Source organism: Granulicella arctica (assembly GCF_025685605.1).
GTDB classification, from domain to species: Bacteria; Acidobacteriota; Terriglobia; order Terriglobales; family Acidobacteriaceae; genus Edaphobacter; species Edaphobacter arcticus.
The window spans coordinates 4710098-4736692 of the sequence record NZ_JAGTUT010000001.1 but is presented as its reverse complement, the minus strand read 5'-3'; the positions used below and the strand labels follow the sequence as shown (position 1 = coordinate 4736692).

Here is a 26595-nt window from a genome sequence, read left to right as displayed (position 1 = left end):
TCCATAGCGGCCGCGAAGTCCCCTACATCGCCCCCAGCATTTCCTATGGCCGCTTCCTCGCCAAGGGTGTCGAAGCCGCAATCGATGCCGGAGCCGAAGCCATCTATCTCGAAGAGCCCGAGTTCTGGGCGCGCGCCGGTTGGAGCGATAGCTTCAGGCGCGAGTGGCAGGACTACTACCACGAACCCTGGCAAGCCCCCGACAGCTCCCCAGACGCCCAATACCGCGCCTCCAAGCTGAAATACTTCCTCTACCAGCGAGCATTAGCGCAGGTCTTCGACGCAGTAAAGAAATACGGCGCAGCACAGCATCGAACCATCCCCTGCTACGTCGCCACCCACTCGCTCATCAACTACGCCCAGTGGAACATTGTCAGCCCCGAATCCTCACTCCTCGACGTTGGCGCTGACGGATACATCGCCCAGGTATGGACCGGGACCGCCCGCGAACCCAATCTCTACGACGGCAAACTGCAGGAGCGCACCTTCGAAACCGCCTTCCTCGAATATGGAGCGCTCGACAACATCGCCCGCTCCTCCGGCAAGCCCATCTGGTATCTCAACGATCCCATCGAAGACAACCCTCGCCACTCCTGGCCCGACTACCGCACCAACTGGGAGAGCACCCTCGTCGCCTCGCTTCTCCAACCAGCAGTCTCGCGCTACGAAGTTCTACCCTGGCCCGACCGCATCTTCGGCCTCAACTCCAAGCGCCCATCCACCGAGCCATCCCCCACCAGCCCCGACCCCATTAGAACCTTGATTCCCAAGGAATACGAGACCGAGTTACAGACCGTTTTCCACGCTCTCGGAGAGATGCAGCAGCCACCCTCAGCCATCCATTGGGAGTCCGCGGGCACACAAGGCATCGGCATTCTCGTCTCCGATACCCTTATGTTCCAGCGCGCTGCGCCCGAGCCATCAGACACCACCCTCAGTCACTTCTACGGCCTCGCGTTGCCCCTGCTCAGGCGTGGCATTCCTGTACAGCCAGTCCAGATTGAGACCACCTATCATGGCAGCGCACCCTCCGGATCGCTTGCCGGATACAAGGTCCTCTTCCTCACCTACGACGGACAAAAGCCACCATCACCAGCCTTCCACACAGCCCTCGCCGCATGGGTAAAATCAGGCGGCCTCCTTATCGTTCTTGACGATGACGAAGACCCTTACAACCACGCTAAGGACTGGTGGAACACCGCCCCAAACTCCTTCGAGACCCCACGCGATCATCTCTTCCAAACCCTCGGCCTCAGCCCCGATGCAAAGGGCCTTAATGCAGTCGGCGGCGGCCACGTTCTCTTCGATCCGCAAAGCCCCGCTACTCTCGCAGCCCTCCCCACAGGATCAACTACCGTCCTCGCGTTACTCCAACAAGGTGCAGCAGCCACGCATCTCCCGCTCATAGAGAAACCCGCCCTGATCCTGCGCCGCGGGCCCTACGTCATAGCCGCAGGTTTGGCTCCGTTATCTGGTGATAACTCCGCGTCCGTCACAGTCCACGGAGACCTCATCAATCTCTTCGACCCTAACCTCGCAGAAACGAGCACATTCCCAATCACCTCCGGAACCCGCGCCTTCTTACTCGACGTCAATACCTTCCCTTCCTCCACTCGTCGCATCCTCGCAGCCTCTGCCAAGATCTCAGACGTGCAGGCATCCCCGCACGCCTTGCACTTTCAGGCCGAAGGCATCGATCAAACCAACGCCATCATCCGCATCCTCACCAAAGAATCCGTCAAGCAAATCACCGTAGATGGAAAGCCTCTCGAGTCGGCCCAATACACCCACACCGGCCGCACACTCCTCCTGCACTTCATCAACTCAGCCCACCCACAAACCATCGTGCTTCATTTCTAAAAGCCTAACTACAGCCACAGGATTGCCGTATGTGGAACTCGGTTGAAAGCACCACATTCTTGCGCACGGTTCGACCGCCTGTTAGCCGCTCAAACAATAGTTCCGCAGCAATGCGCCCCATCTCTGCACTCGGCTGTCTCACCACCGTCAACGCAGGCGACAGCATCTCAGCAAGCTCGAAGTCATCGAACGAAATAAACGCCATACTCCCAAACCCATGCAGATCACGCAGCGCCCGCAGCGTCCCCATCGACGCCACCCAGTTCAGGCTGAAGATTGCATCAGGAGCATCCTTCTTCCTAAAAAACTTCCCGATTGCTTCAGGCGTTAAATCTTTTTCATCCTCCACCAGCAGCACCCGCTCTGGAAGCTTCTCCGCCGCCATTGCCTCGCAATACCCAGCTACTCGTTCCACGCACGTATAGATATCGGGTCGAACGCCAACAGCCAGAATTTTTTTCTTCCCATGTGTCAGTAAATGTTCAACCGCAGTGCGCGCCGCCTCGCGATTATTTACTGTCACACAATCAATGCTCTTGTCCGAAACAAACTGATCGAACGCTACAATGGGTAGCCGTGTGCCCACAATCGATCGAAAGTAGTTCTTCTTCCCCAATGCTGGTGCCACAATCAAACCTTCAATCTGCCGCCGCACCAGCAGGTCCAATTCAGCCTTCTCCAAAGATTCATCACCGCTCGAACTCGTAAAAATTACGGCATATCCGCGTGCACGAGCCACTGTCAAAACCGCCTGCAACGTCGATGCCGTAAATGGATCAGAAAGATTCGGCACAATCATCCCAATCGCCGCTGAACGCCGCGCCTTCAGTCCCCGCGCAAGCTCATTCGGACGGTAATCAAGCCGCGCCATCGCCTCGCGCACGCGTTTCTCCGTCGCCGGATTCAGCTCTGACGAATTATTCAAAACCCGCGACGCCGTCTTCAGCGAAACACCAGCCTCGCGAGCTACATCGACTAGCGTTGGAGCGGTTGACCTACGAATCATTCCAATCCTTTTCCCGCGCCCCATGCCCGAGCCATCTCCGAAGGCCTGCCAGCGCCAACACCTGGCAGCCTTCGCCTGCTTCGTGAGGCATCTGCCTTACTCATATGGACTAAAGATGCTTATGTACTTCTAACACTCAGGACGCGTTCCTAAGACTGTATCCCTTCCAGTCATACGCAGGCTAGCCGCCTCTACTTCCGCCTTCCACAACCGCAAACCAGCTTCGGCCACATCATGCTAGAGCGGCCAGATTCTTCAGCTTCCGAATACCAACCGCTGTTTCGAGCCGACTACGGAATCGACGTGTCTCGCGCGGCCAAGTTCGACATCGCCTCAGTATCATTGACTACACGCGATATTCACGCCTTAGTGTCTTTTGTCGCCACCTGCAGCGCCCTGAAAGAGAAAGGCGAGAGACCACGCGGAACAGCTCACGTCGCGATGTCCCGCGCATGTTGGCATGGTAGGCCGTGGATTGGGTGAACTGCGAAGTTGGTTAAGGTCGAGGGGACAAAGGCAATCAAGAGAGGGCGGGTGTTTGATAACACGACGGTGTTGACACCCACTGTCAAGTTGACCTTTACCCGAATTCGAACGGTGTCGCACAAAGAGCGAGACGCACGGAAACGGTTGTGATCGCGGCGACCACCTGCCATCTCGTTTGGAGCGGCCTACCCCACGTGCAGCAGCTCCAAAACCTTCGCCTTGCAATAGGTATGCACACGCTCAGAGCAGCACAGCACAGTCCAAAGGAGCTTGCGACCTTCGAGCGGAGCGCCCTACGAACGCCGCACATCGAGGAAGTGGGCTTGGACTTTTGAATAGAAGGACAGGGTTCGATGGATGATCTTTGGCCCTGTACACCACCTTCCCGCCCACCATCGTTAGAACACACGCTAGACGAGGTGACCAGGCCATCAGTTATCGCGGAGAAGGACATGCATAGGGCAAGGTCGCTATCTCCATTCGCCCTCATCAAGAGACCCAGGCCAATCTCTGAGAAAACGACAGCCTAAAGGAGCCGTCGAGCAGGGGTGGAGGATTTATCCCGCCTGATCTATTTGTTTTGCAAATCTACCGAGGGTCTCAATGCAGGGCACCTTGGATGGATGACTGTTTGAGAAAAAGGACAGTTGCTGAACGCAATTCGCCTTAGTATTTCGCCGCATGCCCGAAGTCTACTCGCCTGCTCATCGTAAGTGAGTCTTGGCTGACGGAAGCGGCGTTTAGTAGTAATTATCTCCAAGAAACTGATTTTTGCTTGGGGCGTAGCAGTTTTCAAGTGGTATTCTTCGGTCGCACAACTGAAGCGAAACTCCGCACAAGGAGAATCATCATGATCGCAATCTTTACCGCTCTGATCACAGTGCAATTTCTCATCATCGCTCTCCATGATCTGGTGGATGTTCCTGGATGGATTACTGGTTCGCAAGTGCAAGCGGTCATGGGAAGGCGCAAGACTATTCTGGCAACCTTGGCGAACTGTGTCTTCCCAGGGATAGCGGTCGCGCTGGCCATTCTTTTCTGGAATCAGACACTTCCTCATTCTGTGACCAATTACTGGGTTATTTACTGCGGCCTAGCTTGTCTGTCTGCGGTCGGGATGTGGTATATCCCTTATATTCGGGGAGCTCCTGAAAAGCTGAAGCGCGAGTACGAACGCATGTACGGCGGCACGAAAATGCTTCTGCCGTCTCGCGGTGACAATCCACGGCCCAACCTGTTCCACATGGGCATCCATACGCTATTCATGACAAATCTCGTGCTGGCAGTATTCCTGCGCCTCTGATTCATGATGAGAACTCGTCTTCACGGAGGTAGCTCGCAACTCACAAGAACGGCGTTCAGCAGCACCCATATCTAAGATCGCTTCGATGCAAGTCTCGACAGGACCAGAGCGGCCCGTTCCTGGATACTTTGCCTGGGAAGGACAATCACGTCATAACCGAAGCTTCGATAAGCAGTATCGAGACGTTCGTATTCCGATACTGCCTCTGCAAACCCGTGTCGTCGCTCGAAGCCTGAGGTATATATCTCTTCCCATGGAGGAACCAGGAAGACTGCTGAGTGATAACACCCACTTAGAGTTAAAGGCAGATGCCTCGCCCGTAGCATATTGCAAGGCCACATGGGCATCGACCAATCCTCGATCAAAAAACACCCATCCAGGCAGAGTCGCTGCGAGTCTAAGATCGTCATTCGCCATGCGAACGGCTGCACGTGCAAAGGCTGCAAGATCGAGCCATGGAAGTGCGTGGCCGCCACCTTCGAGTTCCCGTCGAACAATGCGACGGCCAGGTTCATCGATCACACAGTAGCCCCGACTGCGAAGCTCCTCAAGGACGGAAGATTTTCCTCCACCAGAACAGCCGGATAAAACGACAAACGGAGCGTCCATAAAGTCATATTGCACCACCGTCAGGCGGCTCTTGAAAAAAAATCTCGTCAGATGTCAGTGTGATGAAGTCGGATTAGGAAGCCCACGGTCAGGTGTTCTTAAGTGTTGCGAACAGTCAGTATGGAGTGACCGGCGCCGATGCGCCGACCGTGGGTTAAGCTGTGAGCGTCCGAAGGACGGGCAGTTCAGAGCCACAAACGGAAGGGAGCCGGTCATGAAGGAGAAGTTACGATTTCTGGGTTTGGATGTCCATGCTGAGACGATCGCGGTGGCGATCGTGGAACCGCATTGAGTCTTCTGCTTGACGAGCCCGATGCGTTTGGTGTGGGCTTGCTTGAAAGTACTTCGCTGCAGGTCGGGAATGGCAGAGTGCTGCAGGATACGTCGAGGATGGTACAGGGACCCGCTCGCATTTCCATTGGTGTCGGTACAACGGAAGTACCGCTGTCCGATGCTGCTGCGCATGGTTTCCAGATTTTGATACTGCCTTCGTAGCGATGAGCCGAACGCTCGCCGACAACATGAAGAAGAGCCTAATGAATCATCCTGAGGTGAAGCTTACGGCTGAGCCGGGGAGTTAGCATCAGGATACATATTGGGGAGAACGCTTTGGTCCTGCGGTGACCTTTCTGTATCCGCCAGATCCAGCACACACGAAGTAGCCGACGATTCTCTCTCCTGGTCCATCGACTTGCCTACAACTCCCGAAAACGCCGCTCACGCCATTACGGATAATTTGATGAGGTATAGCCTAAAGCGGTGTTGCATACCTATTTGCTGGAAATTCAGCCCCGTTTTATCCACGTTTGCTGTTCTCACAAACCTTCTATCTAGCGCAGATTGGGTGGTAACAACAACCGCGCGAGACTCGTGGGCAAGAAGTGATGTTCAAAGGCATCTTCTCCGAAGGACGAGCCATTCACGCAGGCGAGAGACAGTCACATAGGCGCTGTCGAGCGAGACGACTGGTTCTTCGCCCACCCGCTCCATAAGGAGGCGCAGACGAGGAGCGCTAGGCCGCCGAACTCTACAGATCGCAAATCGACGACGTACTTTCCATAGAAGACTGCCACCGCAGAGAGCATCGCGAGGAGGAAGGGAAGTAGATCGTGGCGGTTCCACGCGCGAAAGCCGATTGATGCAAGCGTAATTCCGAGGAGTATGACTGCCAGTGGCGTTCCCCAGACGGAGCGCAACCAGGTGTCTGCACCAACGGAACCGAGGACGCCGAACCATGCAACGAGACAAAATGGGCACTTCGGCAAGAGGACCAGGGTGAGAGCTGGGAAGAGGGATAACGTCTCCCTCCCTCCTCTTCCGCTCGGCTGACTGTCTGTTTGGCTATGGCTACATTTGCATGGGATAACAGGCCTTAGAGAAATGAGCGATCCGGTAATTTCTGTGTTTGCAACTTTGAGCTGTGCCATTATGGATCTCGCTTCCTTACCGCACCTCAAAACGAAGGAACGGTTTCTCCTGTTTTGTCTTGGCAACGAGGCCTGCTGGTTTGGCCTGCTCACGGGTACGAACCTCAACGCTGAAGGTCGCCTTTGAGAGCGCCGTGTCCGCTAGGCCATGCAGGCTGATGGATGCTTTCGTCTCTAAGTGGGTCTGGCAGTTCATGCAACCCTGCACATTCCAGCGGCTCAGGATGCCATGATTGCCCAGAAGCACTTTTTTTCCGTCTACCTCTGCGTAGGCGGCAATGACGAAAGAGCCACGGATGCGAGAGCGGTTGAGGCCGGAGACATGTAGGGCTTTCGCAGGGACTGTCTTGGCGAGCGCGGCAGCCGCGGCGACCGGTTGCGAGACCGTGTCCAGAGAGGCCGGGCTGTAGGTGTAGCCGAGCTGGCCCTCGATATCGATGGAGTCGAGCGAGGTGTAGAACTTGCCCGCGCTCTTGGTGAACGGGGCAAGAGGACTTTCCATCGTCAACCAGGTATTCGGTGCAACACCGGGCGTTGGTCCTTGGCTGTCGACCGTGTTGGTGCCTGGGTACTCCGGGATATCGATACCGAAAGATTTAGTAACGCCGTGTTTGACCTGCCAGCGCCAGAAGACGTAATCAACGAAGCAATGATGGAAGAAGAAGATCGGGTCGAGGCCTGCGGTATCGTTCTCCCCCATGTCGGCGTTGGCTCCTGCGATGGGTGAGAAGTCTCCCGAGGTGCCTGCATCAAAGCCGCCGATGGCGAGGTGGATGTCGTCGTGCGGTGACTCCAGAGACACGATCGTAGTGTTGTGGTCATTGTTCCATTGACCGGAGGAGGTGTAGTTCGAAAACAGCATGTAGTTCGGAGCGTCGAGACAGTCGATGTAGTTCTGGTGCACGTTTGGGGTAAAACTCTGACCGCCGACGACGACCTTTTGGCTCAGCCATGCAACTACATTTTGATTCAAGATGTCGACGTTCTTGTTGTAGTCAGGATAGAGCGCATTGTGAGCCGTGGTAGCGGCTTGCTCGGCGCTGCTTCCTACCAATCCGGAGAGTGGGTAGCGAACGGTCTCATAGCCCATCGGCTTGCTGTAGTTCGGGTCGTTGGCGTCGCCCGTATCGGTGCTGAGGTTATCCGTGATGCTCCGGTTAAAGACGAATGACTTTAGGGGATTTGGGATTGAGACCCCGTCAAGCACAAATGTGTCTGCCGTGAGAGCCCATGGGATTCCGTTGGCGAGCGACTCGGGACTTGTCTCATCCCAATAGGGGAGCATTACTTCTTTGCAGCCGGGAATACTCTGCAGAGCTTTCTCGAGTTTTAAGAGATAGATGCGGTGCCATGTGGGGAAGAGGACGTTGCCGTGATTGCAGTAGCCGCCCCAATAGGCGTTGCTCCCCCATCCGCCGCCGCGGAAGGGCTCCCCGTGATAGCCGCCTATCGTGAAGAACGCATGCGGATCATCCGGCGAGAGTTCCTTGATGCCCTTCCAGGCACGCATCACCGTTTCGAGCGGCTTCTTATTATCCTTCATGTATTCATCCTGCAGTTCTGTCAGTGACCTGCGTACTCGGATACTCATAGTGTTCTCCTCTACTGCATCGTGTGAAAGTTTAAACGGAAGAGGCGGTGGGCACGGCCTCTTTCGTTGTGGCGTAAGCCGGGGACTTTAGGAGATGAAGGTCACCGTTCCGTGATATTTCGAGAAGGCTCCGGTCGGATCGGTGATGCAAGTGGTGATCGTTTTGTCTTTGTAGTCTTCCAGATGAACGACCGTGGTTTTGTCGGCCTCCTGCCAAGTGACGAGGAAGAGATGATCCCTCACAGGCTGCACGGTGATGTTGACCGTCTCGGACCCATCATGCTTTCCGTCCGGATCTATTCCGGTGTAAGTCATGGAGGATAAGGACTCGAAGAATAACTCGACACGAAAAGCCTGGAAATCCACCAGGTAACGATGTCCGATTGCGGGGAAGACCTCTTGTGCACTCATGGTTTGCTTCCTTTCGTTGGTTAGCACGCTGCCGTTTTGGCCGACAGGTGGGGCGGTTCGCGGCACTCGCAGGCTAAAGCCATCGAGTGTCATCGGGCATGATCGCGAGCGGGGATCGCGCGAGGTGCTAGCAGGTGAAGGGTGTCAGGGGGAGAAGGCTTGCAACGAAGCAAAAGACAGAGACATAGGTCACCTCCTATGAGTGATATCTATTTTCCTGATTTGTTTGTGGGACCCGGTGGGACTTACTCGCCTAGACTTATGTGCCGCAATATTGCGCGGCTTGAGTACACGACAAGTTCTTGACTTCACCTATATACGCTACTTCTGCGCGCGCGTTAGGTTAAATTCACGATCAGTTACTTGCCAGTATTTACGCGCACCCTTAAAGCGGATTATCTGATGCAGTAGAGTTTGGTATCGCGAGGCGGAACCAGGTCTTTCGTCGTCCGCGACACGTCTTTGGCCCATATCTGGTTGAGCAATAAGTGTCGCAAAACTTACCCTTTGGGAGACGATGCGGATAGTTCTTTTAAAACATGGTGTCCTAATTCCTATCGTGTTCCTGTATGTAGGGCCCACAATCAGCTATCTGTTGTATGCGCTTTAGGGTAGGAGGGCTAACTGTGAGGGATGAGCTCCTAATGTCTGCGGAAAACAGAAAGCCATTTGGCGCGGTAAAATTTGCGGTACTGTTGCTTTCACTTTTTTCTTATGGGTCTCTTTTCGCTCATCAATTCGATTCGCAGGGTCGGAGTGCTGAGTTCTAATCTAAGTTGCTTTCTTAGTTCACAAATAACGCGCATGTCCGCTGACGATCCAACAACAGGTGCGAGTGTTGTTCTGCAGAAGAATGATTTAGGTCTCTTCTCAACCTCACAGCACACGCTGGCTACGTTGAGCAACACTTACGCCGATGTGACGATCAAGCCGCGGTTCCCAATATTTGTATAAATGTTCCGACTCCTCGCAGCAGCACTGTGTCTTGCGAAGTCTCCCAGCAATCGGAGAACGACTTCGGAAAGGGTGGAAAAGTTTCCCATCCACCCTCAAACTGCAACAAAGCAATCGACTACTTCTTTGCGACCGACTTTCCGTGCGCCTCAGTCGACTTTCCGTGAGCAGCGCCCGAGGCAGCATGTGCTTTCTAAGAGTGTTCATGTGCTTCTTCGTGGTTTCCAGCCTCGTGCTTTTCCGCGGCTGCTGCGTGATGGCTGCGGCTTCTGAGTGATGTTTTGCGGCTTCTTTATGTGCTTCGTGCGCCATGGTGTTTCCTCTTTGGGGTTCACAACCCGCAGACATAGGACCAAACAAGCCGCACGACGTGACACGGCTGCGTGGTTAATTCATAACCTCTTGATATACTTCTGTTTCTAAAAGCTCAATGAGGTAACAGGATTGTGAATCGCGACTCGCATCGCTTGTCATTTAGACCAGTCCATCATGCTTGTGATCTGCAACTGGCAAATGCAGCGAATGATCGCCAGGGCACGAGTTTCCAGCATTGCGACCAAGTGACATAACGCATGCAGGTGAACATGTGAGTCATAAAATAAGCTGAAGTCCGCTGTTCTCAGCATTTTCTCTCCACATAATGCATCGAAGGATTCATGAAGGCTGTTCAACGCAACAACGTGCGTGTGCTGGGAAGCGGTTCTCGTACGCTCATGTTTGCTCACGGTTACGGCTGCGATCAAAGCATGTGGCGCGCCATTACGCCTCACTTCGAGGCGGAGTTCACGATCGTTCTTTTCGATTACGTCGGTGCCGGCCTTTCCGACCCTGCTGCTTTTCACCGGACCAGGTACAGCACCCTCCAGGGATACGCAAACGACGTTCTTGAAATCATCCGGGAGCTCGCTCTCACACGCGTCACCTTCGTAGGTCATTCCGTCAGCTCCATGATTGGCGCACTCGCCGCAATCCAGAGCCCGGAACTCTTCGAAAATCTCGTCATGATCGGCCCTTCCCCCTGCTACATCAACGAGGGAGACTACGTTGGGGGATTTGAGCGAGCCGATATTGTGGATCTCCTCGAAATGCTGGACAACAACCATCTCGGGTGGTCCTCGATGATGGCACCAGTCATCATGGGGAACGCAGATCGTCCTGAACTCGCCGGAGAGCTCGAAGCCAGCTTCTGCAGAACCAATCCAATGTTTGCCCAGCACTTCGCACGGGTCACCTTTCTCTCAGATAATCGGGCCGATCTATCGAAGGTGAAGACTCCGACACTGATTCTCCAATGCGATCATGATCCGATCGCTCCTGCCGTCGTGGGACAATATGTACATCGATGCCTTCCGGACAGCCAACTCGTCGTGATGAATGCGACGGGACATTGTCCTCATCTGAGCGCTCCGAGCGAGGTCACGGAAGCGATGCGCCTGTTCCTAAGCTAGAACAAACATCTCCGTCAGAAGCTCTCATCGAACTTGCCGAACTGTTTGAGAACGGACCGTGTCCCTATGTCGTTCTTGCACTGGATGGCAGGGTGGTCCGGGCTAATCGTGCCTTCTTGACTCTCTCTGGGATGGCAGCAGAGGCGGTCACGACCTGGAGATTTCAAAAACTGCTGACCTCCGCTGGCTCCATCTTCTACGAGACGCAGATCCTTCCTGCTCTCCATCTCTTCGGTGTTCGTAATGAGGTCGCTCTCGATGTCGTGCAAAGGCAGACCGGGCGAGTGCCTGTCCTCGCGAACTTCTCGTTGCGTTATGACGGCGAAGGCAAAGCCTCTGGCATCCTTGTCGTTCTACTTGAGGCGTCCGAGAGGCGTCTCTACGAGAAAGACCTTCTTAACTCACGCAGGGCAGCGGAGCAGGTGAGCGAGGTGGTGTTACATTCGTCCGATGCCATTGCAAGGATTTCCACGTCTGATGTCATCGAGAGCTGGAATAACGGTGGTGAGCAGATGTTTGGCTATGCGGCTGGAGAGGCCATCGGCCGCGGCTTCGCTGAACTTATCTTTCCCGGAGAGCAGAGCGTTGAAGTCGAGCACGCACGGGCGCTCCTGGTGCAAGGAAAAGTCTTCACGAAAGAGACTGTGGGAAGGCATAAAGATGGCAGGAACGTAGCCGTTTCCTTGACGGTGACACCACATATGGAAGCTCCGGGCACGCTTGTTGCATACTCCGCGATCATTCGGAACGACTCAAGCCGCAAGCTCGCAGAGCGCGCTCTGATTCAAAGTGAGAAGCTTGCCGCTGTTGGCCGGCTAGCGAGTTCGATTGCTCATGAAATCAACAATCCACTGGAATCCGTGACTAATCTCATCTTCCTGGCTCGTCAATGTGCAATAAGCTCGGAGCAGCAAGCTTACCTTGACTCCGCGGACGAGGAGTTGAGACGTGTTTCGATCATCGCAAGTCAGACCCTTCGCTTTCATCGGCAACTCTCCAAGCCACAGGCGATCTCGTGTACGGACCTGTTCTCGACCGTTCTGAGCGTGTATCAAGGACGGCTGAGGAATTCATCGATAAGCGTCGAGAAGCTGAAACGCGCGAAGCAGCCCGTGTCTTGCTTCGAAGGAGATCTTCGGCAGGTTTTGAGCAATCTGTTCACAAATGCAATCGATGCGATGCCAACTGGCGGCCGGCTTATGTTGCGCAGCAGGGAAGGGCGGGATTGGAAGTCCGGCAAAACCGGCCTTCTATTGACAGTTGCGGACACGGGCACGGGCATGACCGAAACAACAAAAGCTCACTTATTCGAAGCGTTCTACACCACGAAGGGCATCGGGGGTACGGGCCTTGGGCTTTGGATCAGCACAGAGATCATGGAACGCCACCAAGGGAGAATCACCATTCGAAGCAGCCAAAACGAGTTGCACCGGGGCACCGTTGCTATCGTGTTCCTCCCCTTTGACGTGGCGAACTGACCTTTCAGCTGCTTGTTTCGAGCAGCATAAAGCACCCGTTAGCGCTTTATGCTTTGTCTAACTTACTCGACGATAGCCTCTACTGCCGCGGCCTACCGTGACGTTCCTCCGGCGTCGCATAGTTTTGGCGTAGCTCGTCGACCGAGACGACGATCCCAGAACTCTGCTTGATCACTCTTGCAATTGCTGCATCGTCGTGGCCCATTCTACGTAGCACCTCAATCTCATCGCTGATCATTCCAACGAAAGCGGCGAGTGGAAATGTCTCCTCGTCTAATCCCGCTGCTTCGCGAAGAGCATTTTGCGCGCGTAACGCTTGATCGATTCGGATCATAAGCATGCCTCCGCGAATCACTATACATAACAAATGTATTCATCCGAGATGAGCCAGCGCGGGAATTTCAACGTCCAGCAGGACTGGTGCCCTCTGTATGCCGGGTTCTTCAGCTACTACCCGAGTCGACGGCAGCAAACGCCCGCGACCACTCCATACTTCGCCTTCGCCGCATCCAGTGACTGCTCTGACATAAGCGTCTCCTGACAAATATCTGCTTTGGCGACTATATGGCTTGCATTCGCATACGCCAATGCGTATACGTGACATATGGCGGCAAAACTGATGTACAGTGTGGAACGGTTCTTTCAGGCTCTTGGCGATCAAACGCGGCTCCGGCTATTGAATCTGATGGGCGACCAGGAGATCTGTGTCTGCTACTTTGTGGAAATCCTTGGCGGTCCTCAACCGAAAATCTCACGGCATCTGGCCTATCTCCGGAGCGCCGGGATTGTCTCGGCACGGCGGGAGAGTAAGTGGATGCATTACCGCATCGTCATGCCGCCGCACATCGGGGCTGCCCAGATCCTCAAACAAACCCTCGGCTGGTTGAAAGAAGAGAAGGCCATGCAGGCAGACCGGGTGCGACTCACGAAGGCATGCTGCTCCCCCTCGAAATACGCTCTCCTCGAAGGTGCTCCGCTTCCCATAACACTCGATGTTGCACCCTGTGAGGTTTGCTAGTGTCTTCCGCTCCCATAACCCAAGGACGCGCCTGTGCTCCGGCTGGTCGCAAAAAGCTGTCGTTTCTCGACCGATTCCTTACGCTTTGGATCTTCCTGGCGATGGCCGTTGGGGTTGCCATCGGCCACTTCGTGCCGTCATCTGCCGGTTTTGTCAATCGCTTTCAGACCGGCACGACCAACATTCCGATCGCTATCGGGCTCATCATCATGATGTTTCCGCCGCTTGCAAAGGTCCGCTACGAAAAGCTGAATGAGGTCTTCCACAACAAGCACGTCCTCGGCCTGTCGCTCGTTCAGAACTGGATCATTGGGCCAGTGCTGATGTTCCTCCTGGCAATCGTCTTCCTCAAGGGTGAGCCTGCCTATATGCGCGGTCTGATCCTGATCGGCATCGCCCGATGCATCGCCATGGTGCTGGTCTGGAACGAGCTCGCCGAAGGGGATACGGACTATGCTGCTGGGCTCGTCGCCATCAACAGCGTCTTTCAGGTACTTTTCTATAGCCTCTATGCCTGGGTTTTTGTGACTGTCCTTCCGAAGTGGTTTGGCTTAGAGGGAAGTGTTGTTCCTATCGGCATCGGCGAGATCGCAAAGAGCGTTGGCCTCTACCTGGGCGTACCGTTCGTCGCGGGCTTCCTTACTCGTTACGTTTTGATTCAGGCGAAAGGCGAGGAATGGTATCGGATCCGGTTCATCCGGCGCATCAGCCCTCTTACCCTTATTGCATTGCTTTTCACCATTCTGGTCATGTTCTCCCTCAAAGGCGATCTGATCGTGCGGCTGCCCCTCGATGTGGTCAAGATCGCTATCCCGCTCGTCATCTACTTCCTCATCATGTTCTTGGTGAGTTTCTGGATGGGCAAGAGGCTGGGTGCAGACTACGCACAGTCGGCAACGCTATCCTTCACCGCAGCAGGCAACAACTTTGAGCTGGCGATTGCAGTCGCGGTGGCCGTTTTTGGACTCAACTCGGGTGAGGCATTCGTTGGCGTTGTCGGTCCACTAATCGAAGTTCCTGCACTGATTGGTCTGGTCAACGTGGCTTTTTGGATGCGGCGCCGGTATTTCGGCTTAGAGCAGGGAAGCTTTCAGGTGCTCCCGTCGAGGTCGGCACCATAGCCGCATCCTCAACACCAGACTCATCCTACGCTGTTGATAGATCCAGGCAATGTACGACAGACTAACCAGCGACAAACTCAACCTGTAACAGTTGGATGATAGTGTACGTGGAGAGTCGGCATGGAAGCACACGATGGTGTGGAGAGCCTATGCAGGAATTAATCCAAGACATTAGCCTAGACGCCATATGGCTCCAAAGCCGCGATGGATACACACTTCTCTTCGCCCTTGCGCCTTTGGAAACGATGCCTGCCGCCGTCCAGGTGGGTGACACTGTAGAGGTCGTAAGTCACCCGAGACATCCGGTTGTTACCGCTATGGAATCGGAAGAAGGAACGTACTACGGTGGGTACTACGATCTGGTCCATACCAAGAGCGGTCTAACGATCCGAACGGTTCATCACCGCCCTTAGTGAATTCTCGGTAAGGATGGCTGCTTCGCACCCACCCCGTTTAACCCGTGGGGGCCAGCCAAGAATATCATCCCAAGTGCTCATGTTTCGGTGAAGAGCAATTCGCCAATATCTTCATCCGAAGCCAGAACCTAAGCGTGGTTGCTGCACGTTGCCCGCTGGCTTTCTTTGGCAGGGCAGAAAGCTTCTTTCCGGCTTACTCTCCCGCATTGGGTGGTTGACCAAAGCACCGGCTGTATTCGCGGCTGAACCGGCTGGTGCTCTCGTAGTCTACTTCGTAGGCGGCCGTGGTGGCGTCTAAGCCGTCCATGAGCATGCAATCCCGGGCGGTTTGCAGCCGGGTCATCTTCTGGTACTGCAAGGGACTTATAGAGGTCAGAGTGCGGAACTGATGATGGAGCGTGGAAACTCCCATCCGCGAAGTCTCCGCAAGCTCTTCGATATGGAGCGGCTTGGAATAGTCCGCACGGAGCCATGCGATCGCTCGAGTGGTCCTCTGACTGAGGTCACCGCCCGTCGCAATGGCCCTGAGGCGAGCCGTCTGAGGCATCTTGAGAAGGCGATAGATCGTCTCGCGTTGCAGAAGAGGGCTCAGGAACGGGATATCTTCTGGCGTATCGAGCAGATCGAGCAGCCGGTGACATCCTAGTAGTTTCGCTCATCGCATTGAAAAGTGTCGAAGGTTCTTCCACTGAATCAATGTTTCTGAATGCTCTAGCATGTCTCACTTGGAATGACACTTCCCTTTAACAATCAGTCTTTACTCCTGGTCACGCGGGTTGGCAAACGACCTCCTGATACAGCCCGATCGTTATGGAGGGGGATGCAACCCCCGGGGTTACACCGATGAAGCATGCGTTCCTTAGGAAGACAGGCGCCGTAATTGCAATCAGCACGATGTTGCAGCCGGTGTATGGAGTCGCTCAACAAGCTCAAAGCGTCAGCGATGCTCAAGCAGAGAAGAGCCTGATCGAGTTGGCTCCTCGTCAATAGGGTAGTGATCGATCCGGCACCGTCCGACTTCAATCCTCGTCCAAGCACCAACCCCGGGCTGCCCACGTCAGGCACCTGGCCGACTAACTAAACACGCCGAATCTATGGAGCGGTCGGGGATCCCGGCCGCTCTCTTTTCGCTTTCACTAGGACATCTATGAACACGTTCTTCTCTCGTACTCTGCTCATCTCTGGTGTTTTGCTCTGCTTCTTCAGCGGTAGTATTGCAAACGCTACTGCGGCAGGCCCTACACTCGCCAAGATCAAGGCTGCAGGTTCAATGGCCTGCGGTGTCGACTTCGAAGAAGCAGAGTACTCCACACAAGATGCTCACGGTAACCATTCCGCGCTTGATCTTGACCTTTGCAAAGCTATCGCTGTAACTGTTCTCGGCCCCGGAGCGAAGTTCACTGTAGTCCCTTATCGCGACGAGCAGGACGCCTTAAAGGACTAAGGTCCGGCGCAGTAGCAGTCCTCGCCACTGCCTCTCCCAACTTCATGAACAAGGCTGCCGGAGCGCTTGGATTTACGCAACCAATCTTCTATGACTATCAAGGTTTCCTTGTGAACAAAGCCGCAGGGATTCACTCGAGTAAAGATCTTGCTGGCAAGAAGGTCTGCTTTCTTGGGGGCACCGAGACCGAGATGCAGGTTCAAGGCTACATGCAGCGCCAAAGTATCAGGTGGCTGCCCTTTCCCTTTCAGGAAGAGGGCGAGATGGAGGCCGCCTTCATTACCGGAACTGTGCGGCTGTCGCAGCAGATGTGTCACAACTCGCCTATGAGCGCATAGCCTTCCGCAGCATGGCAAGTCGCTTTGAGATTCTCCCAGACGTGATTGCCAAGGACCCCCTCGCTCCTGCATACCGTTTGGACGACTCACAGTGGGGAACAATCGTAGACTGGGTCGTAGAAACCCCGATACAAGCAGAGGAGAGCGGCGTCACTCAGTCCAATTTGCCAACGATGCTGAGGTCCGATGATCCGGTGATACAAAGGCTGCTCGGCACACAGCGGGGCTACGCGCAGTACCTCGCGCTTGACGATTACTGGTCAGCGCACATGATCGAGGCGGTTGGCAACTACGGCGAACTCTTCGAGAGAGATTTAGGCTCTGGCTCAATCATGAGACTTGCTAGAGGGCAGAATAACCTGTGGACGAAAGGCGGGTTGAAGATCGCGGCACCTACCCGCTGAGCGGCTGAAGCGCAAGAACCTGCAGTGACTGGCGACGACCATGGGTCTAATCTCCCGAGCCTGTGACATCAGCGCCTCAGGGGAAGCGGCTCGCGACACTCACATGGATATTTTTATGCGGAGCCGCTATTCCTCGCAGCCTCAGCGGTCGCGTCAATACCCGACGATTTCATCGCGAAAGGTAAGGATACGACATTTCCGCATGGTCACAGAGATACAAGTCTCCTTATCGGAGCGGTAGGTCGCAGCCCACAGGCGGGCTACCCCCGAATGCGTGACATCTTGAAAGTACATAAAAAAATCAACCGCGATATCAGGTAACGTCTCTATCTGATATCACTTTGACTGGTTCTTCTATGTCTGATAATAACCGTTATGTATAGTCGGTCTATTAGCGCCGGATAGAAATGTCCTACTCTCGCCCGATAGAAATGTCCCAAGTACTCTCCTAGGTCTGGCCTGGGAGACGGATGTTTATGGGATGGGTGCTGATGAGCGAACGGGACGTACGGCGCATCGAGGTTCTGACTGAAGTGCTTTCTGGCCGGCGGACCATAGCTTCAGCCGCAGTCGTGCTGGCGATCACCGCTCGCCAAGTCAACCGGCTGTTGATCCGGTTTCGTGAGGACGGCGGCGGCGGGCTGATCCACAAGGGTCGAGGTCAGTCCTCGAACCACAGCATGAGCGCTGGCGTTCGTGAGTACGTGCTCGATCTCGTCAAGTCGAAGTACGCTGACTTCGGACCGACACTGGCGACTGAAGTTCTGCTCGCGAAGCATGACATCCAGGTTGGCCGCGAGACGCTGCGCTCGTGGATGTTGGAGGAAGGTCTCTGGCAGTCCCGCAAGCAGCGCAGAAGCTGCCATCAGCCCCGCCTGCGACGCGAGAGCTATGGCGAGCTGATCCAGATCGACGGCAGCGACCACAGGTGGTTCGAGCAGCGTGGCGAGCCCTGCACCTTATTGGTTTTCATCGACGACGCCACGAGTAAGCTGATGCAACTCCGCTTCGTTCCCAGCGAGAGCACAGACTCCTACTTCGCCGCGCTCAAGGGATATGTGAACGAGCATGGCTGTCCTGTCGCATTTTACTCCGACAAGCACACTGTCTTCCGCGTCAACAAGCCGGATGCGAAGGGCGGCTCAGGGATGACGCAGTTCGGGCGCGCTCTGGCGGAGCTGAACATCGAGATCCTTTGTGCGAACTCAAGCCAGGCGAAGGGACGTGTGGAACGAGCCAACCGGACGCTCCAGGATCGTCTTGTGAAGGAACTTCGGCTTGAGAACGTCTGCGACATGGACGCTGGCAACGCCTTTCTGCCCGAGTTCATGAAGCACTATAACGAGAGGTTTTCACTGTCCGCGGTGAAGGCTGAGGATCTGCATCGCAGGCTGAACGTGCAGGCTCCTCGCCTGGCCGACATCCTGTGCCATCGTGAGCAACGCCATGTAGGCCAGCAGCTCAGCCTGGCCTACGATCGCAGACAGATCATCCTCGAGCGAAGCGCTCTAGCGGATGGCTTGGCAGGTCAGTACGTTGAGATCTACGACTTCGCAGATCGGCCGCTTGAGGTGCGATGGAAGGGTCAACTGCTTCCCTATCGCATCTTCAGCAAAGACCAACGTGTCAGTCACACAGCGATCGTCGAGAACAAGAGGTTGCGACATGCACTCGCTACGGTGAAGGCGCAGCAGGATATCAAGCGCTTGCCCGAGATCCTGACCAACAGTGACAAGAACGGATACAAGAAACGACCGCGCCAGGTTTATGGACCAGACTACAAAGAAAAACTCGCGGGCGCGCCCACGGTGGAAATGACGGCCTGATGGAAAGCGAGGAAAACGATAAAGCCGTTTCCCTCTCTTCCTACAGTCCTTGGAAATCGCAAGTGCAGCGATTTCACACATTCCCACCGCATCGACTACGACGAGTTATGAGAAGGACCTATACTGACATTTCTATCCGGCGCCCAACGAGACATTCCTATCGGGCGCCAACACGGTCTGTAGTAGCAAAGGAATAATATCGTAGCTCTGCAAAGCCAAAGTGTCGCTGCCCCATCCTAAGTAAGGGTTGGAGGCGGCAGATGGGTTGGCTACAGATGAGCAAGCAGGAGTCACGACGGGTTGAGATCTTGACTGAGGTACTGGCAGGCAGTCGCACGACGGAGTCGGCGGCTGGTGTGTTGGGCGTGAGCTTGAGACAGGCGCAGCGGCTGGTGGCGAGATACCGTGATGGCGGCGGAGCCCTGATCCACAAGAGCCGAGGCCGGCCGGACAGCAACAAGTTGGCCTCAGTTGTTCGTGAGCTGGTCCTGAAACTTGTCCGGCAGAACTACCGTGACTTCGGGCCGACGCTCGCAGCGGAGGTTTTGCCGGAGCGTCACAGAGTCGAGGTCTCACGGGAGACCGTGCGCACAGCCAAGGCTGCGTCGTGAGTGCCGGGGTGAGTTAGTGCAGATCGACGGCAGCGAACATCGCTGGTTCGAGGACCGCGGCGATCGTTGCACGTTGCTGGTTTTCATCGACGATGCCACGAGCAGCTTGATGCAGCTGCGCTTCGTGCCCTGCGAGAGCATGGGCTCTCATTTCGAAGCGCTGCAAGGATATCTGGCCACCCACGGATGCCCGGTAGCCTTCTACTCGGATATGCACTCGGTCTTTCGGATCAACCGCGACGCGCAAGGTGGCACCGGCATGACGAAGTTCCGCCGTACGCTGGCTGAGCTTAATATCGAAATTATCTGCGCCAACTCCAGTCAGGCCAAGGGCCACGTGGAACGGGCCAACCGTACGCTGCAGGATCGCCTGGTAAAGAGTTGCGGCTTGAGAACGTCTGCGACATGGACACCGGCAACGCGTTCCTGCCCGGGTTCCTGAAGCGCTTCAACGAACGGTTCGCGCTGTATGCCGCAAAGCCGGAGAACCTGCATTGGCCTCTCAACGTCAAGACCAATCGGCTCAACGACATCCTGTGCCATCGCGAACAGCGCTATGGGAGCGATCAACTAACCATGTCCTATGGCAGGAAGCAGATCATCCTCGACCAGAATGAGCTCTCGGAAGGCCTGGGCGGCAAGTACTTCGATCTCTACGAGTTCCCGGATGGCACGCTTGAAGTCCGATCAAAAGGTCGCACGCTTCCCTATCGCCTCCTCAGCAAAGACCAACGTGTCAGCCACACTGCGGTCGTCGAGAACAAGCGACTCAACCACGCTCTTACGATCATCAAGGCACAGCAGGATGTACAGCGCGAGCCGAAGGTGCAGACCAGCAGCCAGAAGATCGACTACAAGAAGAACCCTCGTCAACTCTATGGGCCCAACTACAAACCGAAAAGCGCGGCGGCGTCCGCGGCGAAAATGACGGCCTGATGGAAAGCGACACCGTACCTCGATTCCACATTACGCACCGCACGACAACTACGACGCAGTATGATGACAGAACCGCTTTCAGAAACAGCGACGTTATCGCTTTGTACCAACACGCGCTGTAGCGGCTCGTTAGAAATGTCATGGTTTCTGCAACGTTGAAATGTCCAAACTACCCCTCCGAGAGATGGCGGAGGCGGAGATTGGATCTTTTCACCCTGCGTAGACACGAACTGCGACGCATAGAAGTCCTCTCTGAGGTGTTGGCGAAGCGCCGCACCGAGGTTTCGGCAGCGGCTATCCTACGGCTGAGCACGCGGCAGGCACGCCGGCTGGTGGCAGCGTATCGCGACGGTGGTGCATCCAATCCGTTCTGCAACAGATCGTCCATGTCAGGTGGTGCTGGAAGGCTGAGGGCGACACCCGTCTCGGTCAGGTTGAGCACACCCGCATTAGTTTCCATTCCGAGAGCACGTCCACTTACGTCTTGATGTTTGCAAACCTGGCGTTATGCGTCACACATCTTCGTAGTTGCCTTTTATTGACACCGGGTCAGTATTCTCCCTTTTCATCGCGATACTCCTCAGTTCCCTGTTTCCAATACCCTGCTGCTTGCAAACAGCAGCTTTTTATACCGCAGGTCCGAAGGCAATGCCCTCTCAGTGTGGCAACAACCTTCTGTTCGCCAGCCAGCCAAACATCTTTGGATGCGAGATCCGATGTGGACATGATTGCGTGGGTTAGTAGCGAGCCCACGGCGTGACGCCCCGATTCCCGAGAGAGCCAATGAACATGAGCCACGTACTGCTTCGGCACCAGCGCGATGTCGTTGTCGCTGCCAATCTCGATGAACGCTTTGGCTTCGATACCCCTCGGAAGCGAACGCAGAATCGACAGGATGGCCGGGGCTGCAGTCTCATCTCCGGCAAATACGCAGCCCTGTGCGCCGGAAGGAATCTTACACATCCCGCAAGGCAAGGAGCTTTCCACTGTGTCACCGCAACGTGCAGCAGCAGCCCACTTCGAGAATGCCCCCTTGCCATGAAGCGTGACGTCAATCTGAAGTGATCGGTCAGAGCGGCTAAAGCTGCTGATGGTATATGGGCGCCCATGTCGCTCCGTTCCCGACAGGTCGGGGAAGAGCTTCACCCATTGCCCTGCCTTCGGCTCTGGGATTTCAGCCAGGTCCGAGCCAAAGAACGTCAGACGTCGCGTTCGCTTCGTGAGAAGAGTCGCGCTCACAACAGTCAAAGGCATGAGCTTTGGAGGGAGAATCCTCGCGTCAAGACTCCCATAAACCATGGGGCGTACAGTTCCTTTGTTCATCGCTAACTCATGTACCACCCACCGTTCAGATTAAGGGTCTGACCAGTGATGTAGCCGTTGCTCGCCAGCATGACGACCGCTTGCGCGACCTCTTCGGGCTGGCCGAACCGTCCGATTGGAATCAGGGTGGATTTGATCTTATCGTTGTTCCAAATCATGTCTGTCTCGATGAGAGCCGGAGCAATGGCATTGGCCGTAATCCCCTCTTTGGCAAGAAGATTTGCGTAGCTGTGCATCAGGCCGAGAATGCCAGCCTTACTTGCCGCATAATGGGGCCCTATGACCCCTCCGGTTTGGGCCGCCACCGAGGAGAGCATGATGAGACGCCCCCATTTTCGCGCCCTCATCCCTGGAATGACGGCCTGAGATACTAGAAACGAGGAAGTCAGGTTGGTGGTAAGAACTTCATTCCATTCCGAAAGCGTAATACTTTCCAGCGATGTCACTGGATTGACCCCGGCGTTGTTGACAAGCAAATCGATGGGACCGAGACGAGCCTCTACGTCTTGTACGAGACGTAGGACCTCGTCTTCCCTGGTCACATCGGCCCGAACGAGAATGGCTCTTCTCCCGAAGATGGCGATGGACTCCGCGACTGCGGCAGCCTCATCGGAGGAATGAAGATAGTTGATTGCAACATCACATCCACTCTCCGCAAGTGCCAGGGCTGTCGCCCGCCCGATGCCCCTTGACGCTCCCGTTACAAGTGCGATTTTGCCACTCAGATTTTCTGCCATGTGAACTCCCATAAATCTGACCCTCTATGCACTATACAGTGCAATACAGGGTAAGATATGAAAATGGCGAAAGAGATCATCAGCAGCAAGCGCTCTCGTACACCTGCCGCCCTGGGGATGGAAAACAGGGCAACCATTCTCGATGCCGCAACACAGGTTTTTTTAGCCAAGCGATACAGCGGAACGAGTATGGAATTAATTGCCGAGGCTGCAGGTGTTGCCCGCAGGACGCTCTACAATCAATTTCCTGATGGCAAGGAAGCCATCTTCCGTGCCGTTGTAGAGCACTTCTGGAGCAAGTTCCCCGTCATGGCACTGGCTACTGATGAGATTGCCTTGCGGGACCCGAGGTTTGGCCTCACGAAAACGGGCAATGCGATCGCTGATTTCTGGAAGACCAAGGCAGTCATCGCGTTTCTGAGGCTGGCCATTTCGGAGATTCCCCAATTTCCCGATCTTGCCGAAACCTTCTTCGAGGCGGGCAAACTTCCGCTCATGGAAGAGTTTGTGTCGTATCTGCAGGCTCTATCCGGCCATGGCTGCCTCGCTATTTCAGACGTTGAACTCGCCATGCGCCAATTTTTCGGCCTGGTGAACGAGCCTCTGCTCTGGGTGAAGGTACTTGGAATCGAAACCTCTACAACACCTCGATCACGGAGAAAGGTCGTTGATTCTGCCGTCGAAATGTTCCTGAAGACTTATGGGACCGCGAAATGTCAGATGTGAGCTGACAAATCTGTATGCATTTCGCATCTTCGCTTTCAAATCAGCATCTGATTACTAATTGCACTGCACAGTGCATAGCACTAAGGAGAGAAACAACATGTCAGGTTCCAAACGGTCAATCCTCGTCGCAGGCGCTCAGGGTGTCATCGGTCAGGCGGCGGCCAAGCACTTCAGTTCCCTTCCGGATACCACTGTCTATGGCTTGTCTCGCCGCAAAATCGAGGATCTTAACGGAGTGACGGAGATCAACGTGGATCTTCTTTCCCCTGGAGATGTCGAGCATACGATTGCTCCCCTTAAAGACGTGACTCACATCATCTTTGGGGCTTATATGGAAAAAGATACGCCTGGAGAGCGCAGTACGGTCAATGTTTCGCTCTTGCAAAATCTGCTGACAGTGGTAGAAAAGAATGCTCCTGGACTGAAGCACGTCACGCTTTATCAGGGTGGCAAAGCGTATGGAGCTGACCTTGGTCCCTTCAAGACTCCGGCTCGTGAAGATGACCCCCGGCTCATGGGGCCAAACTTTTACTATGACCAGGAACAATATCTTCGTGAGAGCCAGTCAGGAAAGAAGTGGAGCTTCAGCGTCCTGCGGCCGGAGGCCGTATGCGGTTACTCCGTAGGAAACCCCATGAACCTTACGATGGTGATCGGTGTTTACGCCGCAATCTCAAGAGAGCTTGGCCTTCCTCTGCGCTTCCCTGGACCGGAAGCCGCCTACCGCGCTCTCTATCAGGTGACTTCCGCTGACATACTTGCAAAGGCTGCAGCGTGGGCGGGTGAGACTCCATCCGCTGCGAACGAGATCTTCAACATCACGAACGGAGACTACTTCCGTTGGCAGTTCATGTGGCCCAAGATCGCCAAGGCTTTCCGCATGGAAGTTGCAGAACCGATCCCGATGCCATTGAAGGTTTACATGGCAGATAAGGCTCCGCTCTGGGCAAAGATGACCGAGAAGTACGGGTTGAAGCCCATTCCTTATGACCATCTGGTGAGCTGGCCGTTCGGAGACTTCATCTTCAATTCAGCCTTTGACAACATCAGCAGCACCGTAAAAGCACGGACGCATGGCTTCCACGACTGCATCGATACCGAAGACATGTTTACTCAATTCTTCGACGATATGCGGTCGAGACACATCCTGCCGCCCCTCGACTAAGCAATAGGCCAAACGGAACGCATCACGAAGGAACCCCTTGGGTGCCATCGCGCACCTACACGCTTCGAAACGACACCACGGAGGAAATATGACATTGCAAGGACAGAAGATCCTCATCATAGGAGGCACATCGGGAATCGGTCTGGCCATCGCTCAGGCCGCCATGGCCGAGGGAGGCCAGGTTGTGATCGCCGGGCGCACGATCGATCAAGTCAACCTCGCCAAAGTAAAGATTGGAGGCACGTGCGAGGGTATCGCAATCGACGTCGGGGATGAAGCAAGTGTAGTCGAAGCGTTTAAGAATTTAGGGAAGCTCGATCACATTGTCACGACTGCTGCTTCTCTTACCTATGGACCCCTCGCCACTCTTCCTCGTAGCGCGATCGACTCCATGATCGCCTCCAAGTTTCTGGGACCTATCCTCGTGGCAAGGCATGGCGCGGCGAGCCTTGATCCTGGCGGCTCCATTCTCTTCTTTTCTGGCCTTGCTGCGTCGAAACCTGGTACAGGAACTGCTGTCGTAGCGGCCGTAAATGCCGGCCTCGAGGGACTAGGCCGAGCCTTGGCGGTTGAGCTTGCGCCGATTCGTGTGAATGTCATCTCCCCCGGGGTAACCGACACGAACGGATGGAACTTCATCCCTGAAAAGGACCGTAGCTCGACATTTGCGACGATCGCCGCTTCTCTACCTGTGAAGCGCGTTGGGAAGCCAGAGGACCTGGCACAGGCCGCAATCATGCTCTTGGTCAACGGCTTTACGACAGGCACCGTTCATCATGTGGATGGCGGCGGACGTCTCGCTTAGGAAGCACTATGAATCTCAGGGACACTCTTAACTTTAGGAATGAGGACTCTATGATCGACGTAATTCTCAGTAGCGGAAGCAAGATGCCGTCCCTCGGCATGGGAACCTATCTCCTCAAAGGCAAGGCAGGCATTCAGGCAATTCACTCCGCCTTGAAAGTCGGCTATCGCCATATTGATACAGCACAGATCTACGGCAATGAGGAAGCTGTTGGAACCGCCATCGCCGAGTCGGAGGTCTCACGTCATGAAATCTTTCTGACCACTAAAGTCTGGACCGACAAGTTTCACAAAGAAGATCTTGAAAGATCGGTAGACGAATCGCTCGCTAAGCTTCAGACTGACTACGTTGATCTGCTTTTGCTGCACTGGCCGAATCCTAAAGTGGATCTGGCTGAGACCATCGAAGCCATCAACAATGTTGCGAAGAAGGGTAAGGCTAAAGCCATCGGTGTCAGCAACTTCACTGTTGCCCTGATGGAAGAGGCGGTCCAACTCAGCGAAGCCCCGATCGCCACGAACCAGATTGAATATCACGTTCTTCTATCGCAGAAGGCCGTGTTCGGTTTTGCGGTGCCTCATCATATCGCTATCACCGCCTATAGTCCTCTCGCGCAGGGGAGACTCAAGGAGCAGCCGATCCTTGAGGAGATCGGCTATAAATACAAGAAAACAGCGTCTCAGGTAGCGCTCCGCTGGCTTGTGCAACAGACCAACGTCGCCGCGATCCCAAAGGCTTCGAGCGAAAAGAACCTTAGGTCCAACTTCGAAATCTTCGACTTTCAGCTGACTGAGGAAGACATGGCCAAGATCCATACGCTTCAGGGTGACGGCCGATTCAACAGTTTCGACTTCTCGCCCGCCTGGGACAAATAGCTAAACATTGATGAACATAACGCCGACGCTGTCTGCACACGAAGTCCATAGGGACTCACTTGCTCTCGAACGCTTCGGCAGAGAGAATTAATGGAGCTGGAATGAAGAGTCAAGTTTGGACGAAACAGGAGTTAGTAAATGCTGAGGAGAAAGCTTTTTGGGAGAATCACGTCATTGCAATCTTCAATTTGATTCTGTCTCTTACAGTAGCGATCCCTGCTCTTGTGGTGGGATGCCTCATGATCTATCTGCAATTTGAAGTATGACCCCACAGCAAG

Annotated in this window: 23 protein-coding genes and 3 pseudogenes; 16 read left to right on the top strand and 10 right to left on the bottom strand. The window is 54.9% G+C overall.

The features are described from left to right. The coding region (locus OHL20_RS20030) for a hypothetical protein (protein ID WP_263384918.1) at positions 1-1859 on the top strand (1859 nt) is incomplete at its 5' end. 4 nt (positions 1860-1863) lie between these two features. On the opposite strand, the gene OHL20_RS20025 is transcribed toward OHL20_RS20030, so the two are convergent. Then, complete coding sequence (locus OHL20_RS20025; protein WP_263384917.1) at positions 1864-2865, bottom strand: LacI family DNA-binding transcriptional regulator; 1002 nt, start codon at positions 2863-2865, stop codon at positions 1864-1866. A gap of 1336 nt (positions 2866-4201) precedes the next feature. On the opposite strand from OHL20_RS20025, the gene OHL20_RS20020 reads away from it, so the two are divergent. Then, positions 4202-4654: a hypothetical protein gene (locus tag OHL20_RS20020; protein WP_263384916.1), complete on the top strand. Its 453-nt coding sequence runs from the start codon at positions 4202-4204 to the stop codon at positions 4652-4654. Between the two features lie 71 nt (positions 4655-4725). On the opposite strand, the gene OHL20_RS25295 is transcribed toward OHL20_RS20020, so the two are convergent. The 5 genes and pseudogenes from OHL20_RS25295 to OHL20_RS20005 all read right to left on the bottom strand — a co-directional run bounded on the left by OHL20_RS25295 (position 4726) and on the right by OHL20_RS20005 (position 8692). Further along, positions 4726-4980 (bottom strand): AAA family ATPase, encoded by a 255-nt coding sequence (locus OHL20_RS25295; protein WP_396272512.1) that lies wholly within the window; start codon positions 4978-4980, stop codon positions 4726-4728. Then, positions 4970-5263: pseudogene (locus OHL20_RS25290) on the bottom strand (AAA family ATPase); the annotation flags it as partial. The pseudogene OHL20_RS25290 and the gene OHL20_RS25295, both read right to left, overlap by 11 nt. Before the next feature lie 938 nt (positions 5264-6201). Next, positions 6202-6459 carry a hypothetical protein gene (locus OHL20_RS20015; protein WP_263384915.1) on the bottom strand — a complete coding sequence of 86 codons (258 nt, stop codon included), beginning with the start codon at positions 6457-6459 and terminating at the stop codon, positions 6202-6204. Between the two features lie 247 nt (positions 6460-6706). Continuing rightward, positions 6707-8281 (bottom strand): tyrosinase family protein, encoded by a 1575-nt coding sequence (locus OHL20_RS20010; RefSeq protein WP_263384914.1) that lies wholly within the window; start codon positions 8279-8281, stop codon positions 6707-6709. Between the two features lie 87 nt (positions 8282-8368). Further along, positions 8369-8692, bottom strand: a complete 324-nt coding sequence (locus OHL20_RS20005) for a MoaF-related domain-containing protein (RefSeq protein ID WP_263384913.1) — start codon at positions 8690-8692, stop codon at positions 8369-8371. Positions 8693-10302: 1610 nt separating this feature from the next. Here OHL20_RS20005 and OHL20_RS20000 point away from each other — a divergent pair. Both OHL20_RS20000 and OHL20_RS19995 read left to right on the top strand, forming a co-directional pair. Next, entirely contained in the window at positions 10303-11094 is a 792-nt protein-coding gene (locus OHL20_RS20000; RefSeq protein WP_263384912.1) for an alpha/beta fold hydrolase, read from the top strand. Continuing rightward, positions 10989-12572 carry a PAS domain-containing sensor histidine kinase gene (locus tag OHL20_RS19995; RefSeq protein WP_263384911.1) on the top strand — a complete coding sequence of 528 codons (1584 nt, stop codon included), beginning with the start codon at positions 10989-10991 and terminating at the stop codon, positions 12570-12572. Before OHL20_RS20000 ends, OHL20_RS19995 begins: the two co-directional genes overlap by 106 nt. Positions 12573-12651: 79 nt before the next feature. Here OHL20_RS19995 and OHL20_RS19990 read toward each other — a convergent pair whose 3' ends face one another. Beyond that, entirely contained in the window at positions 12652-12906 is a 255-nt protein-coding gene (locus tag OHL20_RS19990) for a hypothetical protein (RefSeq protein WP_263384910.1), read from the bottom strand. Between the two features lie 270 nt (positions 12907-13176). Here OHL20_RS19990 and OHL20_RS19985 point away from each other — a divergent pair, with 270 nt between their 5' ends. From OHL20_RS19985 to OHL20_RS19975, 3 genes are all read left to right on the top strand, one after another. Continuing rightward, positions 13177-13590 carry an ArsR/SmtB family transcription factor gene (locus tag OHL20_RS19985; protein ID WP_263384909.1) on the top strand — a complete coding sequence of 138 codons (414 nt, stop codon included), beginning with the start codon at positions 13177-13179 and terminating at the stop codon, positions 13588-13590. Next, the gene (gene arsB, locus OHL20_RS19980; protein WP_263384908.1) at positions 13590-14711 is read left to right on the top strand and encodes an ACR3 family arsenite efflux transporter; all 1122 of its coding nucleotides are present in this window, start codon (positions 13590-13592) and stop codon (positions 14709-14711) included. Before OHL20_RS19985 ends, arsB begins: the two co-directional genes overlap by 1 nt. Before the next feature lie 149 nt (positions 14712-14860). After that, positions 14861-15124 carry a hypothetical protein gene (locus OHL20_RS19975; RefSeq protein WP_263384907.1) on the top strand — a complete coding sequence of 88 codons (264 nt, stop codon included), beginning with the start codon at positions 14861-14863 and terminating at the stop codon, positions 15122-15124. Positions 15125-15320: 196 nt separating this feature from the next. Here OHL20_RS19975 and OHL20_RS19970 read toward each other — a convergent pair whose 3' ends face one another. Beyond that, on the bottom strand, positions 15321-15719 hold the full coding sequence (locus tag OHL20_RS19970; RefSeq protein ID WP_263385065.1) for a helix-turn-helix transcriptional regulator: 399 nt from the start codon (positions 15717-15719) through the stop codon (positions 15321-15323). Positions 15720-16274: 555 nt separating this feature from the next. On the opposite strand from OHL20_RS19970, the gene OHL20_RS19965 reads away from it, so the two are divergent. The 5 genes and pseudogenes from OHL20_RS19965 to OHL20_RS25445 all read left to right on the top strand — a co-directional run. Continuing rightward, a complete protein-coding gene (locus OHL20_RS19965; RefSeq protein WP_263385074.1) occupies positions 16275-16571 on the top strand; it encodes a type 2 periplasmic-binding domain-containing protein in 297 nt (98 codons plus the stop codon). Between the two features lie 44 nt (positions 16572-16615). Beyond that, positions 16616-16909, top strand: a complete 294-nt coding sequence (locus OHL20_RS19960) for an ABC transporter substrate-binding protein (RefSeq protein ID WP_396272507.1) — start codon at positions 16616-16618, stop codon at positions 16907-16909. 11 nt (positions 16910-16920) lie between these two features. Beyond that, a complete protein-coding gene (locus OHL20_RS19955; protein ID WP_263384905.1) occupies positions 16921-17313 on the top strand; it encodes a type 2 periplasmic-binding domain-containing protein in 393 nt (130 codons plus the stop codon). Positions 17314-17789: 476 nt separating this feature from the next. Beyond that, positions 17790-19076: pseudogene (locus OHL20_RS19950) on the top strand (ISNCY family transposase); the annotation flags it as partial. Positions 19077-19399: 323 nt separating this feature from the next. Beyond that, positions 19400-20623 (top strand): annotated as a pseudogene (locus tag OHL20_RS25445) (ISNCY family transposase); the annotation flags it as partial. A gap of 612 nt (positions 20624-21235) precedes the next feature. On the opposite strand, the gene OHL20_RS19930 reads toward OHL20_RS25445, so the two are convergent. Both OHL20_RS19930 and OHL20_RS19925 read right to left on the bottom strand, forming a co-directional pair. After that, the gene (locus OHL20_RS19930; protein WP_263384901.1) at positions 21236-22009 is read right to left on the bottom strand and encodes a siderophore-interacting protein; all 774 of its coding nucleotides are present in this window, start codon (positions 22007-22009) and stop codon (positions 21236-21238) included. A gap of 2 nt (positions 22010-22011) precedes the next feature. Then, a complete protein-coding gene (locus OHL20_RS19925) occupies positions 22012-22746 on the bottom strand; it encodes an SDR family NAD(P)-dependent oxidoreductase (protein ID WP_263384900.1) in 735 nt (244 codons plus the stop codon). A 63-nt stretch (positions 22747-22809) separates the two neighbouring features. Between OHL20_RS19925 and OHL20_RS19920 the strand changes: the two genes are divergently transcribed. The 4 genes from OHL20_RS19920 to OHL20_RS19905 all read left to right on the top strand — a co-directional run bounded on the left by OHL20_RS19920 (position 22810) and on the right by OHL20_RS19905 (position 26317). Then, the gene (locus OHL20_RS19920) at positions 22810-23472 is read left to right on the top strand and encodes a TetR/AcrR family transcriptional regulator (RefSeq protein WP_263384899.1); all 663 of its coding nucleotides are present in this window, start codon (positions 22810-22812) and stop codon (positions 23470-23472) included. Positions 23473-23569: 97 nt separating this feature from the next. After that, positions 23570-24637: an SDR family oxidoreductase gene (locus OHL20_RS19915; protein WP_263384898.1), complete on the top strand. Its 1068-nt coding sequence runs from the start codon at positions 23570-23572 to the stop codon at positions 24635-24637. Positions 24638-24725: 88 nt separating this feature from the next. Beyond that, positions 24726-25442, top strand: a complete 717-nt coding sequence (locus OHL20_RS19910; RefSeq protein ID WP_263384897.1) for an SDR family oxidoreductase — start codon at positions 24726-24728, stop codon at positions 25440-25442. A gap of 50 nt (positions 25443-25492) precedes the next feature. Then, positions 25493-26317 (top strand): aldo/keto reductase, encoded by an 825-nt coding sequence (locus tag OHL20_RS19905; protein WP_263384896.1) that lies wholly within the window; start codon positions 25493-25495, stop codon positions 26315-26317. Positions 26318-26595: the final 278 nt, after the last annotated feature.